Below are 14,324 nucleotides of genomic sequence, written 5' to 3' on the forward strand. Positions count from 1 at the left end.
GACGGGGATAGCCCGTCCCTTTACCATTACCGCAATAAAGATTCATTCACCATTTGGGATGATTGTTTCTTATTGTGATAGGTTACCGCTGCAGTGCCTAATATTTTGGCTGCAATGAGCATCGCATTTTCATCAATGTCAAACAAAGGATGATGATGCGGAAATGTATGTTCATTTTTTGGCCTGGCTCCCGTAAAGAAGAATGTACCTTTTACATTTTGTAAATAATAAGAAAAATCTTCACCTGTCATATCCGGGTCAATTTCCTCTGTAATCAAAACTTCCTTGACTGACTCAGTGCTTTCGATGAGGAATTTAGTTTCCTCAACATGTGGAATAACAGGTGGATAACCTTGAAAGTATTGATATTCGTAGGTGCAGTCCGCAGCTAGGCAGGTTCCTTTAACAATCCGCTCCATTTCTTCGCTAATGAATGAACGGACATCTTCCTTGAATGTACGGACTGTCCCGATTATTTTAGCCTTATCTGCTATGACGTTAAAGGCATTATCTGCTACAAAGGAACCGACAGTAATGACTGCAGAATCTATTGGGTTTAGGCGGCGGCTCACTATTTGCTGCAGGGCCATGACGAGCTGAGAGCCGACTACGATTGCATCACGGGTTTTATGCGGCTGGGCTCCATGCCCGCCCTGCCCTTGAATGGTGATTTCAAAACGGTCAGCAGCGGCCATAAGGGGTCCATAAGCGTATTGGACTGTTCCGGTTGGGGCCGTTGCCCATAAATGGGTGCCGAAAATTACATCCACTCCATCAAGGCAGCCAGCCTCAATCATCGGTTTGGCACCCCCTGGAGCATATTCTTCAGCATGCTGGTGGATAAATATATATTCACCTTCGAGCTCATCCTTCAGTTCATTCAGATTTTTTGCAAGGACAAGGAGTGTCGCTGTATGGCCATCGTGTCCACACGCATGCATTACCCCGGGTACGGAAGATTTATAGGGAACTTCTTTTTCATCTTGAATGGGTAAGGCGTCGAAATCGGCGCGCAATGCTACGGTTTTACCAGGCTTACTGCCTGTGACCTTGGCAATAACCCCATTACCGCCTACATTCGTCCGGTGTTCGATTCCAAGTTTTTCATAATATCCAGCGATGAAGGCCGCAGTTTGGGTTTCTCGAAAAGAAAGCTCGGGGTGTTGATGAAGATAACGCCGGATGGAAACCATTTCTTCATATGAACCATCTAGAAGATCGTGTAATTGCTGTATCATTTTGCACCTCCCAATGATTGGATTAATTGTAAATAGTATATCATATTCTGAATAATCCAAAGTGTATTAAATACCTCGAGGAGAGATATATAATGATTAAATATTTCTGGATTGCTTTGGTTTTGCTTTGCATATTGCTATTCTTTTTTTTGATGCATGAAGTCCAAAGTGAGGAGGCTTTAGCGTTCGATACATATATTGCGGAACTTTTTTCCGTAGGTGAAAATACTTTTTCGTTCACTTTCTTCAAGACCATTACTTATCTTGGGAAATCCAAGTTCATTGGTTTTGGAAGCTTATTATGTGTTATATATTTGTGGATAATAAAGAAGGATTATTGGACCATGGCCGTCTTCTCTATCGGAATTGCTGGGGGTGATGTGTTAAACGGGTGGATAAAAAATCATGTTAAAAGAGTGCGCCCTGAAAATCATATGATGGAGACCGCTGGCTTCAGTTTTCCAAGTGGACACGCAATGGTGGGCCTTATTTTCTTCAGTATGGTTGCTTATTTAATCATGAAAGAAATTAAAGGAAACTCATTGAAATGGGCAGTGGGAGTCGGTTTCGTTTGTCTCATTCTGCTAATCGGTGTCAGCAGGATCGCTATGAAAGTTCATTTTCCAACTGATATCTTTGCAGGTTTTGCATTAGGAGCGGCATATAGTTTAACCTTGTTTAAATTGTATAAATTCCTGGGTCCTAGAGTACTTTGAAAAAAGGATTCAGATAAAATATATGTAAATATCCGTTGCATTTCCCCGGAAATAAAGAAGGAATTTGTCGGATTGTTATAGGGTTTTTATGATTTTTTAGCGTCCAAATAACGATTTGCATTACTATGAAGAGGCCCATCCTTAAGGGGATGGGCCTTTTATTGAACAAGAATGGATTATTCTTCGGAATCCTTCACCAATGTATATTGAGTGACATAAGCTTCACCGGAAAACATCTTCTGGCTGGAATTCGTAACGGGAGCTTTGGAGTCGCTGTTATGCGCCATCTTAAAGGAACCGGAATTCTTCCAGTTCAGGAAATCAGCTTGTTTCTCCCAAATCGTTAGAATTACATAAGTTTCAGAGTTGATTGGCCGCAGTACACGAAGTGCGACGAAACCTGGTTCATTTTCAATGAATCCGGCCCTGTTTTTAAAACGATGTTCGAATACCGGCCTTCCTTCTTCACTTACAGGGATATTGTTCATGACTACATACCCATGATCCTGAAGGTTTCCTTTCCCATCAACTACTTCATACTTACGTGGAGAGCTGAAGATCGTTTTACCTGTTGTTTCATGTAAAAGTACTGCAGTGTCAGGATTTTGCATAAGTAATATTTTTTCATTTGGGTGCTTATCTTTTTTGATTTTTAAAAAATCGTAAGTGCCTGATGTGATGAATACATTCATAAATTCCCCTCCAATTTCTATATAGTACCTGTATACCCATTTTACCCAATGAATAGTGCTTTTACCATTTCCAAACTAACCATTAGGCTTGTAAACCGGTAGGATACTTATAAAAACGTCGATTTTCTGACAAATATATAGGTTGGCTATACTTCTATTATAGAAAAAGCTATAGTTTAAGGAGATTCGATTTGAAATTCAACATCCTTCTGATATTCTATGTAGGTAATGAATAAAAATAGAAACGTGATTGCTTGAAAGGTGGATATTAATGTCTAAGGAAATTACGAATGATACATTCTTAAAAGCTGCGAGAGGAGAGAAAACGGATCATGTGCCTGTTTGGTATATGCGTCAGGCCGGCCGTTCACAGCCGGAATACCGTAAATTGAAAGAGAAGTACTCACTTTTTGAAATTACTCATCAGCCGGAATTATGTGCTTATGTAACTAGATTGCCAGTCGAGCAATATGATGTAGACGCTGCGATTTTATATAAAGATATAATGACACCGCTACCAGCCATTGGTGTCGATGTTGAGATTAAGTCCGGAATCGGTCCAGTCATATCCAATCCGATCCAATCGGTGTCAGATGTTGAAAAATTAGGTGAATTGAACCCAGAGAAAGACATCCCATATGTGTTGGACACAATTAAATTATTGACCACGGAGCAATTGTCCGTTCCTTTGATCGGTTTCTCCGGGGCACCGTTCACCATTGCTTCATACATGATTGAAGGCGGCCCCTCCAAAAACTACAATAAGACGAAAGCTTTCATGTATACAGAGCCAAAGGCCTGGTTTGCATTAATGGATAAGCTAGCGGATATGATCATCATCTATGTCAAGTCGCAAATCAAAGCCGGCGTCAAAGCCATCCAAATCTTTGATTCCTGGGTGGGTGCTTTGAATGTTGAAGATTACCGCGTATTCATCAAGCCGATCATGACTCGTATCTTTTCATCATTGCGTGAAGAAAATGTACCGCTAATCATGTTCGGGGTCGGCGCAAGTCACTTGGCACTTGAGTGGAATGATCTTCCTATTGATGTAGTAGGGCTCGATTGGAGACTGCCAATTACAGAAGCGAGACAAATGGGGATCCAGAAAACGGTACAAGGTAATCTTGATCCTGCCCTGCTATTATCATCATGGGATGTTATAGAAGAACGGACGAAAAGGATCCTGGATCAGGGCATGGAACAGGACGGCTACATCTTTAATCTTGGACATGGGGTTTTCCCTTCCGTAAACCCGGAAACACTGAAGAGACTGACCGCTTTCATTCATGAATATTCTTCAAAAATGAAATAAGTTGAGCGAACCATTTGCTAAAAATACTTAAATGGATGCACAATAAAAGAACGAAATCTTTAAAAGAGGTGTAACTTCATGGCAAGAAAAAAAATGGGCCTTTTAGTCATGGCTTATGGTACTCCGTACACTGAAGAGGATATTGAAAGATATTATACACATATTCGTCATGGGAGACGGCCAAGCGACGAATTGATTGCCGACCTAAAAGGCAGATATGAAGCGATCGGTGGATTATCCCCGCTTGCAAAAATAACCGCAGGGCAAGCCGAAGCGCTTGAAAAGAAATTGAATTCCGTTCAGGAGGAAGTTGAATTCAAGGCATATCTTGGATTGAAACATATTGAACCTTTTGTTGAAGACGCAGTGAAACAAATGCATGAAGATGGAATCAAAGAAGCGGTCAGTATAGTATTGGCACCGCATTTTTCAACATTCAGCGTGAAGTCTTATAATGGACGTGCCCAGGATGAAGCCGCTAAATTGGGGGACCTGACCATCACTTCCGTTGAAAGCTGGTATGATGAGCCCAAATTCATCCAATATTGGGTAGACCAAGTAAAAGAAGTAATCGGGAAAATGACCTCGGAAGAACGCGATAATTTCGCTTTGATTGTGTCGGCACATAGCCTCCCTGAAAAAATCCTGCAATCGGGAGATCCGTATCCAAATCAACTGAAAGAAACGGCAGACATGATTGCAAAAGGCGCAGGGGTCAGCAATTATGCAGTAGGCTGGCAAAGCGCTGGACAAACTCCTGAACCATGGTTGGGACCTGATGTACAGGATTTAACCAGAGATCTTCATCAAGCAAAAGGTTATAACGCTTTCATTTATATTCCTGTCGGCTTTGTTGCCGAGCACCTTGAAGTGCTTTATGATAACGATTATGAATGTAAGGTTGTGACGGAAGAGATTGGTGCAGGCTACTATAGGCCGGATATGCCCAATGTTAAACCTGAATTCATCGATGCTTTGGCCACAATCATTTTAAACAGATTACAGGAAAAGTGATCAGTCAATAGGAAAAAGTGGTTTAACCATGCTTGCAATGTGCTCTACATATTTTCATGTGAAGTTGAAAGATGTTGTAAACTGAGAAAAGCGATGCTTTCTTTTTACTTGACCTTGGTGATTTAAATGAATACTCGAAAAAGTGGCTGTCCAGTAATGAGGATGGCCATTGTTTCTATAAGAAAATGAAAATATAATTGAAAAGACTGAAAATTTTTGGTATGATATCGTTGAACATAATGACTGTTTTGTCCGTTTGGTCAGGATTGAGGTGGGAAATGTCTGTTGATCGTAAAAAATTAATTTTAGAAGCTGCGACCAAGTCGTTTTCACTTTTTGGATATAAGGCGACGACGATGGATCAAGTCGCTAAAATTGCCAATGTGGGAAAAGGGACCATTTATACCTTTTACAAAAATAAAGAAGAGCTGTTTAAAGAAATCGTTCAGCGGTTGATAGAGGAAATGAAATATGAGGCGGAACAATCTTTGGATGACCAACTCTCCTTTTTTGAAAACCTGCATCGAGCCGTTTATCGAATTCTGGAGTTCAGGCAGGAACATCAATTATCTTTGAAACTTCTTCAGGAAGAGCGCGAAATTGGTACGCCGGCCGTTCAGGATATGGTTAATGAAATGGAAGAAGCCATTGTATCCTACATTAAGGAAAAACTAAAAATAGCGATTGATAAGGGCTATATACAGCCTTGCGATCCAGAGATAACAGCTTTCCTGATGCTAAAGATGTACCTTGCCCTGATTTTTGATTGGGAAAGGAACCATGCCCCATTAGAGAAAGAGGAAATTGCTGAACTATTTAAAATATATTTATTTAAAGGATTATCCGTTACGTGATAATTCTATTTTTTTGCTCAAATGCAATGAATCCCAAATAAAAAGAAGAGATACCGTTCGGTACCTCTTCTTTTTATTTGGGGTTTTCAACTGCGAAACCGAACCATATATGAATTCATCCTGCTATTTGGGAAGCGGATGGTGAAACACAGGACAACTACTCTCCAGAAAGGCAATGATCACAGTGGTTTCCATAACATTCGTGCTGTTCTTCAATTTTTTTTCCGCATTCCGTGCATTGTTTCGGTGGCAGGTTTTTAAAGAACTCAATGCTACTTTGAATCATGAACATCATCTCCTGAATTTTTTTATTATTCGCTTTTCTATGGTTTTATTGTATTATAACAGTTTTAGAATGTCAATTAATGTTTTATAACATAAGTAAAAAAGGTGAAATAAGGGCAAGAATAGTTTATATTAATGGGGAAGTCATTGAGAGAAAAAAAGGAGTGCCTAAGCATGAAAATCACCGTAATTGGCTGCTGGGGCGGTTATCCAGCTAAAAATGAGGCAAGTTCCGGTTATTTGCTTGAATACGAAGATTTTCGCATTCTGCTTGATTGTGGCAGCGGCGTTCTATCACAGCTGCAAAACCATATGAAGCCGGAGGATCTTGGTGCAGTTGTATTATCCCACTATCATCCAGATCATGTAGCGGATATTGGTGTCCTGCAGCACGCTGCGTTCATACAGCAGATATTGGGCAGCGAAAAAAGGACCATTCCTATATATGGTCATGATTTAGACGAAGTCGAATTTGGTAAGTTAACTTATAAAGACGTGACAAAGGGGATAGCCTTCTCTGCTGATCAATCCTTCACCATTGGACCGTGTAAATTTACGTTCATGAAAACAAAACATCCAGTCCCTTGTTTTGCAATGAGGATTGAAGCTGAAAATCATTCGATAGTTTACACAGGTGACAGTTCATATATGGATGAGCTTGCAGATTTCGCTAAAGACGCAAATGTTTTATTATGTGAAAGTAACTTTTACAGTGATATGGATGGTTCAAAGGCGGGGCATATGACGGCAAGGGAAGCGGGCATGCTGGCAGCAAAGGCTGACGTCCAGCTTTTGCTGTTAACTCACCTCCCGCATTATGGGAATCTTGATCAACTGAAAAAAGAAGCATCCGAGGTATTCAAAAGGGAAATAGCTGTAGCCAGAACCAATCTTGAATTCCAACTATAAATGAAACATCGGGGATATAAAGTCTACAAGGAGGAACAACTGTGCTTTTTATTGATAATAAGGGAATTACAGATCCAAGAATTAACCTGGCCATCGAAGAATATGCGCTTAAACATTTAAATATAGATGAAACCTATCTTCTATTTTACATTAATCGTCCTTCAATCATCATAGGAAGGAATCAAAATACGATTGAAGAAATCAATTCCGATTATGTAGATGGAAATGGCATTACAGTTGTTCGCCGCCTTTCCGGGGGTGGAGCGGTTTATCATGACCTAGGGAATCTCAATTTCAGTTTCATCACGAGAGATGATGGGGATAGTTTCCATAACTTCAAGAAATTCACCCAGCCTGTCGTGGAAACGCTCGAGAAACTAGGAATACATGCTGAATTGAGCGGTCGCAACGATATTCTGGCTGAAGGAAAGAAAATCTCGGGAAACGCGATGTTCTCAACGAAGGGCAGAATGTTCAGTCATGGGACATTGCTGTTTAAATCAGAAATGGATCACATTGTATCCGCTTTAAAAGTGAAAAAAGATAAAATCGAGTCCAAAGGGATTAAATCGATAAGAAGCCGTGTCGGTAATATTGCCGATTTCCTAAAAGAACCGATGTCTGTTGACGAATTCCGTTCATTCCTTCTGCAAAATATTTTCAAAGATAGCGGAAAGGTTACAGAGTATGTTTTAACCGAGACGGATTGGGAGAAAATTCACGAAATCTCGGAAGAGCGATATCAAAACTGGGAGTGGAATTACGGAAAATCACCTAAATTCAACTTGCAGAACTCACATAGATTCCCTGTGGGATCTGTTGATATCCGCCTTGAAGTAAACAGGGGAATCATAGAAAATTGTAAAATCTACGGCGATTTCTTCGGAGTCGGAGAGGTTGCGGATATTGAACAAAAGCTTACTGGAATACGCTATGAAAAGGAAGCAATCAGCAGGGTTCTAGATGAGATTGATGTTCGTCATTATTTTGGCAATGTAACGAAGGAAGAAATATTGGCTTTAATATATTAAGCTGAAAAGCCGTCCCGATTTAATAGGACGGCTTTTGTGCCTAATAATGACAGTAATTGCTTGAATATGGATAAAATTGTTGCTGTGATCGCATTCTTTTAATATAATAAAAATGTATTTAGTTCACCATAAAAATGAATGACTATTCATTCATGCTATTTGCAGGGGAGGGAGAAAGATGAATTTATCTGAACAGCTTCATCAAATGGCTTTAAAAAAGGCGGATAAGCCAGCATATTACTTTATGGATCAATCCACTTCATATGGGGAATTGGATAAAGCCGTTACGAAATTCGCAGACGAATTACATAGGCTTGGTGTTTCAAAAGGTGATAACATTGCGCTGTTATTAGGCAACTCTCCGCATTTCATCATTTCGTTGTATGGAGCTATGCGAGCAGGGGCGACCGTAATTCCCGTCAATCCAATTTACACACCTGACGAAATTGGTTATATCCTGAATAATGGCGATGTAAAGGTTGTTGTGGCATTAGATAAGCTTTTACCCTTACTAGAGAAAATGAACCCGATCCTCTCAAGCGTAGAACAATATGTGATTTGTGAAACGGAGCCTGATAATGGGGATATTAGCAAATTTAACATCTACCCAAAAATGAAATCGTTTACAAAAATGATCGAATCGGGGGATGACGGCTTTAAAGGTCCAGAACTGGATCCTGAAGATACGGCAATCATACTCTATACTTCGGGAACAACAGGGAAACCAAAGGGGGCCATGCTCACACATACCAATATCTACTCCAATGCACATGATATTGGTGAATATTTAAGAATCACGGAAAGTGACCGTGTCATTACGACATTGCCAATGTTCCATGTTTTCAGTTTAACGGTAGTTGTGAATGCCCCATTGATAAGCGGAGGTACGCTTTTAATTGTCCCGCAATTCAGTCCAAAGGAAATATTCAGGCAAATCAAAAAATATGATGCAACCGTTTTTGCTGGAGTGCCTACGATGTATAACTTTCTTTTCCAATATCCAGATGCGAAAGAAGATGCTTTAAAGTCGTTACGCATATGCATATCGGGCGGTTCCGCCATGCCAGTGTCCCTGCTTGAATCATTCGAGCGGAAATTTAATGTCAGGGTTTCAGAAGGATATGGCTTATCCGAAGCTTCTCCTGTTACCTGCTTCAATCCTTTGGATCGTCCAAGGAAGGCGGGATCCATCGGAACCTCCATCCTTAGGGTGGAAAACAAAGTGGTCAATGAGCTTGGAGAAGAAGTGCCGATCAATGGGGTAGGAGAATTGATTGTCAGAGGTCCGAATGTAATGAAGGGGTATTATAAAATGCCTGAAGAATCAGCCGCTGTCTTGAAAGATGGCTGGTTATATACAGGCGATTTAGCCAGGATGGATGATGAAGGCTATTTTTTCATTGTAGATCGTAAAAAGGAGCTTATTATCGTCGGTGGCTATAATGTCTATCCACGTGAAGTGGAGGAGGTTCTGTATGCCCATCCTGAAGTAGTTGAGGCGGCAGCCATAGGCGTTCCCGATCCCAATCAGGGGGAAGTGGTTAAATGCTTTGTGGTAAAGAAAAACAATGCATTGACCGAGGAAGAACTGCTTTCCTATTGCATGGAACACTTGGCCAAATATAAGGTACCGGCAAAAATTGAGTTTTTGGATGAACTTCCAAAAAACGCGACAGGTAAAATTTTACGACGCTCCTTGAAAAACCATGTACTGCAAAACTGAATTTCATTGATCATAAGGGATCATTGCCTATAACCGGCAATGGTCTTTTTTTGTACAACCAAAGTGTATCAGGCTGCATAAAATATATCGGGGAATCTTAAAACCTTGATTCTTGTTTCGAAAAGAGTTATGATAGTCATTAAAAATTTCCACATAATTGTAAGGAGGGGTTTGATGAGAGATGTAAAGCTTTTGGATATTTTTGCACATCCCATTGCTCAAAAATACTTGAACCGTTCAGGTCTGGCACATGCGATTGCGGTAGCATACCATGCGTTTCACTTAGCAAACGAATATAATGTCGACCCTGATATTGCTGCTAAAGCCGGACTTTTGCATGATATGGGTCATTTCACCTGGTATCGCAATGGAAAATGGGATTATGATCTGTATAAACAAAATGATATTCACCCCATCAAAGGTGCAGAACGGGCACATAAACTGTTAATCCGCTTGGGAGAAAACCCGATAAAGGCAAAGACCATTTCCCTCGCCATTTTATTTCACACCGATTCGTTCTTACCTTCAAATGATATTATTCGTACACCGCTTCAGCAAGTCGTCAAATGGGCCGACGAAAAAGATGAAGAAGAAGGTGGAAAACACCATTATCGCAAAATTGATTTCCCCCGGGCAAAGGAGAGCATCATGAAACTTGATACGCTCATAGATGAGGAACAAAGAAAAAGGCTATCATCCTGAAGGCAAACGGGTTGATAGCCTTTTTACTGTCAGGAGGAACACATTTATTTAAAGTATTTTTACAGTTTAAATTTGTTATCAGGCGAATTAATGATGTAAAATACAGACCATTAGAACTATTCCGCTTCGGGAAATTATAAAAATATCGGATTAATAACAAATAATGAAAAAGAACAGGTGAAGTTATGAAGTCGATTAAGCTAATGATATATGGTGGTCAGGGAGGACTTGAGGGAATCATTGAAAAAGAAGCTGATATTAAGGTCATAGGGATCACTGGAAACGAAGTGGACCTTCTTGATTCTGATCATAGACCATCAGTCATGCCAGATGCCATTCTTATTGATGCCCGGTCATCAGGGAAGTATGGACAGGAAGTCATGCCAATTCTAAAGGAAAAACACCCATTTACTCCTTTCGTCATTTTTACTGCCTATTCAGAAGATCATTATCTTATCGAAGCGATATGCCATGGTGCAGCAGGTTATGTGTTACAGGGTGGGGGAATGAAACAAGTGCTGTCGGCAATCCGTCAATGTGCCAATGGTCAAATAGTCTATCCTGCCTCAATAAAATCAATATTAATGAAGAAGCTGCAGCAGGATGTTGAAAGATTACCAGTAACTTTGGATAAGGCAATCGAAAAATTAGGAGCCTTTTCCAAGCGTGAGTATGAACTGCTTATCCTGCTAACCCAAGGGGAAACGAATCAGCAAATTTCAAAAAAGCTTTTTCTATCCATCGGCACGGTAAAAAACTATATAAGCCGGATTTACAGAAAACTGAATGTTAATAATCGACCGGAGCTTATGGCGCTTTTGTATAGCTTTCAAAATAGCGGGATGAAGGGATAACTACTCATGCCCGTCCCCCCGTTAATCGCTTACACGGATTCTTTATCGGATTCACATTCCAAAGCAATTAGGTAGCGGCAGAGAGACAAAATCGTTTAACCCTCCCAACCCTCAAGCTTTTTAAAAATGCCTCTGCATATGCAACATTCCGCTTCCTCGTATGTCCATGATCCTTTCATCGGCGTAAAGGTGTGTTCTAAAAAAGAATAAAGAATCAAGAAAATGATGGAGATTGAAAGGAATAAATAATATAGAAGGGAAATGCGGTTCTAACCTGTCCATTTTGGATTAAACTATTAAGAGGGAGATTCGTTTAAGGAGGGGCATCATGGTCAGAAAATGGGCTGGCAGAGCGATTCTATTATATATCCTTTATGCAGCAGCGATGTATTGGTATATTTTTTATGGAGCTGATACCTCCATTCCCGAAGCTTTGCGTGGAACTGCAGCAGATCCTGCAACATTCCTGAATGCAAGGGAACTAAAGCTTAGCGAAGAATATTCAGGACTGCGGAATTTCATTTTTTTCGTATCCACGCCATATGAATGGCTGCTGTATTTCTTCATTTTACTATTTGGTTTATCAAAAGCATTTGAAAAGTCGTCAATGGCAGTCTCGAGGTGGAAAGCGATCAGAACGGGCATTTACTTATTCTGGCTTTCCGTTATTTCTTACCTGGCACTGTTTCCAATCAGTTTCATTGGATATCGGATGAGCAAAAGTTACCATATAAGTACACAAAGTTTCACCTCGTGGATGAAGGATGGAGTCATCGAATTCTGGGTGAATTTTGGGATGATGTTCATCATCGTTTCCGTTTTATATTGGTTAATGAAGAAAAGTGTGAAGAAGTGGTGGCTCTATGCCTGGATGTTGTCCATTCCATTTACCTTGTTCCTGATGTTTGTTCAGCCTGTAGTGATTGATCCGCTGTACAATGAATTCTATCCGCTCAAAAATAAAGAGCTGGAAACGGAAATATTGGCACTTGCCTCACAGGCTGAAATTCCAGCTGAACACGTGTATGAAGTAAATATGGCGGAAAAGACAAATGCCTTGAATGCATACGTGACCGGCATAGGTTCCAACTCAAGAATAGTTCTTTGGGATACGACCCTGAACAAACTGAAGGAAGATGAAATCCTTTTTATCATGGCACATGAAATGGCTCATTATGTGGAAAAGCACATTTATATAGGGATTGCCGGTTATTTAGGACTGACTTTAATCGGTTTGTGGCTGACATCGAAAATCATGAATTTTATCATTAGACGCTGGGGCCATCTGTTAAAGGTTCGTTCGGTTGACAGCATATCATCCCTTCCATTATTTCTCTTGATAACGTCTGTGCTGCTCTTTGCTTCGAGTCCGCTGTCCAATTATGTTTCCAGATATCAAGAAACAAGGGCTGACCGTTACGCCATTGAAATGACCGGGGATAAAGAATCAGCAATCACGACGTTCCAGGAACTCACGAGGTCGGGTTTGAGTCAGGTCAACCCGCCATTCCTGGTTAAATGGCTGCGGTATTCCCATCCGACCATGCTCGAACGGATTTCAACGGTTGAAAATGCAGATACAAAGGGTGATTGAAAGCCAGCTGAAAACCAGCTGGCTTTTTTTCTTCGGAAAGTAAGTTTGTAGTTGTTTTCAGAAAAAACTATTATTTTTAAAAATCTTAGGTTCTCTACTATAATAAATTAAATTCCCAGTTCGTTTTAAGGAGATCGGATATGTATAATGTACTTTTCATCACTATAGGCTCAGTGCTTGTGGCAGTGGCCTACAACTTATTTTTGATACCACATTTAATTTTAAGCAGCGGACTTAGTGGACTTGCGATCATGTTCGGAATCATCACCCCAGTCAACACAGGGATATTGAATTTTCTGATGAACCTGCCATTGCTGATTCTTGGATACCTGAAATTAGGGAGACGTTTTATCACATATACGATATTATCAGTTGTCGTGATTTCCGTCAGTTTATATCTCATTCCAGTTCACGGAATATCCACTGAACCGATTTTGTCTTCTTTATTTGGCGGAATCATATCGGGATTCGGCATAGGCATCATCTTTCGTGCTTCGGGGTCTTCGGGCGGCTTTGATATCATTGCCATGCTGTTGGCTAAGAAGAGCGACTTTCCACTTGGTACATTGCTTTCGGTGATGAATGGAGTTGTGGTGGTTATCTCAGGCTTCATCTTCGGTTGGGATGCCGCATTATATACGCTGATTTCCATTTATGCAGCAGGAAAGGTGATCGATACGATCCATTCCAATCACATTAAATTAACATTGATGATCGTGACCAAAAAGAGTGACGAAATGAAAACGAAGCTCCTGACCAACCTATATCGTGGTATTACAGTCATGGATGGTGAAGGTGCATATTCAGGAGAAAAGAGTAAAGTAATGATGACAGTCATTACACGTTATCAGTTAACCGATGTAAAAACGATGATAAAAGAAGTTGATCCGAATGCTTTTGTCAATATTACCGAAACATCCGAGGTCATGGGGATGTTTCATAAAGAGTGATGATAATCAGAAAAGCCTCCCAACATTATGGGAGGCTTTTTTGATCAATAGGCTGTTTATAAATCATGCATTTTAATTTCCAAACTGTTTTAGTAAAACGTTCATTTCAGAACTTAGTTTTAAGAATAAAGGTTTGTTTTTCTTATCCAAGGCTTCATCGATCTGTTTTGCAAGGATATTCATTTTGGTAGTAAGGACGGCTTCCTGAATAATCATATCAATTAACATTTCCTGAACCACGGCATCGTTTTTCATTTCGCTCATTGATAAGGACTTCACTGACTCTGAATAAGATTTTTCATTTTTCAAAGTTACCACCCCTGACCCTTTTTATTATTATATGGATTTGAGCGGATAAAATCAACTGAAAATTTAAAAAATTTAAATATTAATGGAGAATGTGTCGTTTAGATGAAGAAAAAGCCACTATATAAAAGAATTTTTAAT

At 40.1% G+C, this 14,324-nt stretch carries 15 protein-coding genes; 11 read left to right on the forward strand and 4 right to left on the reverse strand.

Going from position 1 to position 14,324, the window contains the following annotated elements:
* Positions 1 to 26 precede the first annotated feature (26 nt).
* Positions 27 to 1,238 carry a M20 family metallopeptidase gene (locus OSJ91_RS06480; RefSeq protein ID WP_350301688.1) on the reverse strand — a complete coding sequence of 404 codons (1,212 nt, stop codon included), beginning with the start codon at positions 1,236 to 1,238 and terminating at the stop codon, positions 27 to 29.
* Positions 1,239 to 1,330: 92 nt separating this feature from the next.
* On the opposite strand from OSJ91_RS06480, the gene OSJ91_RS06485 reads away from it, so the two are divergent.
* A complete protein-coding gene (locus tag OSJ91_RS06485) occupies positions 1,331 to 1,954 on the forward strand; it encodes a phosphatase PAP2 family protein (protein WP_485891250.1) in 624 nt (207 codons plus the stop codon).
* A 176-nt stretch (positions 1,955 to 2,130) separates the two neighbouring features.
* On the opposite strand, the gene OSJ91_RS06490 is transcribed toward OSJ91_RS06485, so the two are convergent.
* Positions 2,131 to 2,646 (reverse strand): antibiotic biosynthesis monooxygenase family protein, encoded by a 516-nt coding sequence (locus OSJ91_RS06490; RefSeq protein WP_101224173.1) that lies wholly within the window; start codon positions 2,644 to 2,646, stop codon positions 2,131 to 2,133.
* Between the two features lie 271 nt (positions 2,647 to 2,917).
* On the opposite strand from OSJ91_RS06490, the gene hemE reads away from it, so the two are divergent.
* The 3 genes from hemE to OSJ91_RS06505 all read left to right on the forward strand — a co-directional run bounded on the left by hemE (position 2,918) and on the right by OSJ91_RS06505 (position 5,829).
* Positions 2,918 to 3,961, forward strand: a complete 1,044-nt coding sequence (gene hemE, locus OSJ91_RS06495; RefSeq protein WP_350301690.1) for a uroporphyrinogen decarboxylase — start codon at positions 2,918 to 2,920, stop codon at positions 3,959 to 3,961.
* Between the two features lie 78 nt (positions 3,962 to 4,039).
* A complete protein-coding gene (hemH, locus tag OSJ91_RS06500; protein ID WP_350301691.1) occupies positions 4,040 to 4,975 on the forward strand; it encodes a ferrochelatase in 936 nt (311 codons plus the stop codon).
* A gap of 278 nt (positions 4,976 to 5,253) precedes the next feature.
* The gene (locus OSJ91_RS06505) at positions 5,254 to 5,829 is read left to right on the forward strand and encodes a TetR/AcrR family transcriptional regulator (protein WP_133349319.1); all 576 of its coding nucleotides are present in this window, start codon (positions 5,254 to 5,256) and stop codon (positions 5,827 to 5,829) included.
* A 157-nt stretch (positions 5,830 to 5,986) separates the two neighbouring features.
* Here the strand turns inward: OSJ91_RS06505 and yhfH are convergent, their stop codons facing one another.
* The gene (gene yhfH, locus OSJ91_RS06510) at positions 5,987 to 6,115 is read right to left on the reverse strand and encodes a protein YhfH (protein WP_133348820.1); all 129 of its coding nucleotides are present in this window, start codon (positions 6,113 to 6,115) and stop codon (positions 5,987 to 5,989) included.
* Positions 6,116 to 6,288: 173 nt separating this feature from the next.
* Between yhfH and OSJ91_RS06515 the strand changes: the two genes are divergently transcribed.
* From OSJ91_RS06515 to OSJ91_RS06545, 7 genes are all read left to right on the forward strand, one after another.
* The gene (locus tag OSJ91_RS06515) at positions 6,289 to 7,023 is read left to right on the forward strand and encodes an MBL fold metallo-hydrolase (RefSeq protein ID WP_413016191.1); all 735 of its coding nucleotides are present in this window, start codon (positions 6,289 to 6,291) and stop codon (positions 7,021 to 7,023) included.
* A gap of 41 nt (positions 7,024 to 7,064) precedes the next feature.
* The gene (gene lplA / locus OSJ91_RS06520) at positions 7,065 to 8,054 is read left to right on the forward strand and encodes a lipoate--protein ligase (RefSeq protein WP_350301693.1); all 990 of its coding nucleotides are present in this window, start codon (positions 7,065 to 7,067) and stop codon (positions 8,052 to 8,054) included.
* Positions 8,055 to 8,232: 178 nt separating this feature from the next.
* A complete protein-coding gene (locus OSJ91_RS06525) occupies positions 8,233 to 9,777 on the forward strand; it encodes a fatty acid--CoA ligase family protein (protein ID WP_350301694.1) in 1,545 nt (514 codons plus the stop codon).
* Between the two features lie 174 nt (positions 9,778 to 9,951).
* Complete coding sequence (locus OSJ91_RS06530; RefSeq protein ID WP_048677997.1) at positions 9,952 to 10,479, forward strand: HD domain-containing protein; 528 nt, start codon at positions 9,952 to 9,954, stop codon at positions 10,477 to 10,479.
* 185 nt (positions 10,480 to 10,664) lie between these two features.
* Entirely contained in the window at positions 10,665 to 11,333 is a 669-nt protein-coding gene (locus OSJ91_RS06535) for a LuxR C-terminal-related transcriptional regulator (RefSeq protein WP_350301695.1), read from the forward strand.
* Positions 11,334 to 11,661: 328 nt separating this feature from the next.
* Positions 11,662 to 12,927, forward strand: coding sequence for a M48 family metallopeptidase (locus OSJ91_RS06540; RefSeq protein ID WP_350301696.1), 1,266 nt, complete (start codon positions 11,662 to 11,664; stop codon positions 12,925 to 12,927).
* Between the two features lie 140 nt (positions 12,928 to 13,067).
* Positions 13,068 to 13,877, forward strand: a complete 810-nt coding sequence (locus OSJ91_RS06545; protein WP_350301697.1) for a YitT family protein — start codon at positions 13,068 to 13,070, stop codon at positions 13,875 to 13,877.
* Positions 13,878 to 13,949: 72 nt separating this feature from the next.
* Here OSJ91_RS06545 and OSJ91_RS06550 read toward each other — a convergent pair whose 3' ends face one another.
* On the reverse strand, positions 13,950 to 14,186 hold the full coding sequence (locus OSJ91_RS06550; protein ID WP_485891251.1) for an IDEAL domain-containing protein: 237 nt from the start codon (positions 14,184 to 14,186) through the stop codon (positions 13,950 to 13,952).
* Between the last annotated feature and the right edge of the window lie 138 nt (positions 14,187 to 14,324).

This window comes from Bacillus sp. T-10(2022) (assembly GCF_056502895.1).